The following is a 2,976-nucleotide window of genomic DNA, read 5'->3' on the forward strand; positions in this document are numbered from 1 at the left end:
GCAAAATTAATTGAAACCGATTTTTCTTGAGTATGATCCTAAAACTCATATTCGATCCCAAATATCGGCAACAATCCCCACTGATATATTTCATCACGCCTATTTTCCGTGATATTCCAATAATAGGAAGCAATATTTTTCCGATTATAAGCATTCCAAACACTCAGATAAATTACAAGATTTGATTTTCTAAAGTGAAACCTGCGATCAACTCGTAAATTCAGGGAATGATAATCCGGATAGCGTTTCCCGTTGATATTTGTTGAATCAAAAATTCCATGATTGGCTGCTATGGAAGATTCTAGATCATAAGGTGTGTAAGGTCTTCCGCCGGCAAAAATCCAACGAGCACTCATCTCCCATTTGTCGTTTGGCTTATATCCACCCTCAATTCCAAATATTGTCCGATTATCACAAATACGGTTACTCCATTTTCCATTATAATCACGGTATTTTGAGGAAAAATAGGAACCACTTACAATTCCATAAAAATCTTCTGCCAATTTTTTCTGTAGAATTACCTCTACTCCTTGAGAAATTGCAGCCCCATTATCGTTAATATCGTCGTGATGGCTGAAAAAAGCATAATTTCCTTGAACCTCATCAATCATAAACACACCTGGATTTAAGGGATCAAGGGGGAAATTGTCATAATTTTTTCTATAAATTTCTCCTGAAATTTTAGTATCTTCGGAAAGTAAATGTTCAACGCCGAGGATAAAATGAATTGCTTTCGGGGTTTTAAGTTTCTCGTTAGTATCGTCCTGGAAAAGGAAAACAGATGGAAAATTTTGATAAAATAATCCTAATGCTCCATTGATTGTTGTAATATTTGAAAGGTGATATGAGGATGAAAATCTAGGAGATATTATAAAATTTTTGTTATAGGATGAATAATCCAAACGTGTACCGATCGAAGTAGAAAATCGGTTAAAAGGGGATAATTTTAGATTGAAAAATGCACCTAAAAAAAAAGTTTCTTCTTTTTTGTTTACATAATGCGATGAAATTGTGTCCCCAATAGAATTTTCGTATTCATTGTAAAAATTATCCAAATCAATAATTTGAAATTGAGTGTCTAAACCGAATTCCGCAGAAATATTATCTGTAAATCTATAAAAATTCACATTTCGGATTTTTGAATTTCCTTTCTTAGAATCATTCCTCAGAAGAAAATTATCACTGCCGGTTTCAAATAATTTTTCATTATATTTCGTGAAAGTATAAGCAAGCGATGTATTTGAATATCCATTATTATTCCAAAGATGCCGCCAGTTTAATCCGAATGTGTTTTGATAAATATCCTGATTCCCGTAGTAAACCATATCATTTTTTTGGGCAGTATCTGCATTGGATTTGGAATGATCATCTGCACAGAGAAAAAGAAAAGAAAGTTTGTTTTTGTTATCAATATCATAAACGAATTTTCCCTGACTGTCTCCATAATTTGGTGCTATATCGGTTCCAAGATCAATTGTATCAACGAGAAAATCAAGATAACTTCTTCGCACAGAAAGTAAAAATGAACCTTTTTTGCTTGGTAGGGGACCTTCCAGAATTCCACCGAAACCAGTGAAATTCAGGTCCAATTGACCATCGAATCTTCTCCGATTCCCTTCCCGATATTTGATATTCATTATTGAAGATAGGCGATTCCCGTATTCTGAGGAAAATCCTCCGGTAAAGAAATCAACATTTTCAATAAAATCAACGTTCAGCAAACCGATTGCTCCACCGGAAGTTCCTTGAGTTGGAAAATGATTAATGTTTGGTATTTCGATGTTGTCTATGAAGAAAGCGTTTTCGATTGGACTGCCACCTCGTACAACGAGATTATTTTTCTGATCATCCATTTTTGCCACAGAGGGTAAGTTCATAACTATTCGACTAATATCACCGGCAGAACCTGGTGCACGGCGAATTTCTTCGTTTGAAAAATTGACTGAACTTGTTGGCTGTTTTTCTGAAATTGAGAAATATTGTTTATCCTGAACGGATATTCCAGAAACTTGGATGGTACTTTTTTGTAATTCAGCACGTAAAAAGGTATCGCTATTAGATCGTACTATTACATCGGTCTTTACCGAGTTTTTGTATCCCATTATTATGAATTCTATGGAATAGCTTCCAGTCTGAAGATTGTTTAATGAGAAATATCCGGTCGAATCCGTTATTGCTCCGGTTTCCAATTTGGGAATTATTACGTTAACGTATTGTAAAGGTGATTTTGTTTCGCTATCTGTTGTATAACCATATATGTTTCCGGTCGGGGCAGGTGCGGATTGCAAACAAATAGATAAATTTAGCAAAACAAAAAAAATTATTGCAAATCTGATTTTCATATTTTCTCCATGTTTTTTTCTAATAAATTATTAATATACATTTGGACATTCTGCGGATTTTTGAAATCCATTTCCAAAAATGATTCAAAAAGATGGGGTTTAAGAGAGGGAAATATAATAGCGGATAATATTTGAACTACAGACATTTTTTTCTCAATTTCTGATTGAGCTTTTAGATTTTTATTTCCCTTTACCAAAAGATCAGTAAGAAAATTATTAAACTTATTCGCGATATTATTCTGATCTTTCTTTGGAGATGAGTGATTGTCGAGGTGAGCATTGGTAATGTTCGGATAGTTTATAATGCCGGTGAATGTTTCTTCAAAAAATTCGAGAAAGGCTTTATAAGTCGCTTTATCTGTAAAATGTTCTTCAACATTATTTACAAAAGCTTCGTTAAGAGTTTGTTCTAGAGCGATATTTAATAGATTATCTTTGCTTCCGAAGTGATAATTAATCGCAGCCACATTTATTCTAGCTTCAGCCGCGATTTTGCGTGTGGTTATATTTTTCAATCCATATTTCTCAATGCATGTGATCATTGCAAAAACAAGTTTTTCTTTTGTTGACAACTGATTTTTCATTTTTTTCCTTTCAAACAATTGATTTAAACGATTGATTAAAACTTTTGTTT

The 2,976-nt window shown here is 33.4% G+C and carries 2 protein-coding genes; both read right to left on the reverse strand.

What is annotated here, in order from left to right; all coding sequences use genetic code 11:
- Nucleotides 1-38 precede the first annotated feature (38 nt).
- The gene (locus tag U9P79_06320) at nucleotides 39-2,342 is read right to left on the reverse strand and encodes a TonB-dependent receptor (protein MEA2104238.1); all 2,304 of its coding nucleotides are present in this window, start codon (nucleotides 2,340-2,342) and stop codon (nucleotides 39-41) included.
- Nucleotides 2,339-2,976: TetR/AcrR family transcriptional regulator (locus tag U9P79_06325; GenBank protein MEA2104239.1), on the reverse strand; the 638-nt coding region annotated here is incomplete at its 5' end. The genes U9P79_06325 and U9P79_06320, both read right to left, overlap by 4 nt.

This window comes from Candidatus Cloacimonadota bacterium (assembly GCA_034661015.1).
Lineage (GTDB): Bacteria > Cloacimonadota > Cloacimonadia > JGIOTU-2 > JGIOTU-2 > JAYEKN01.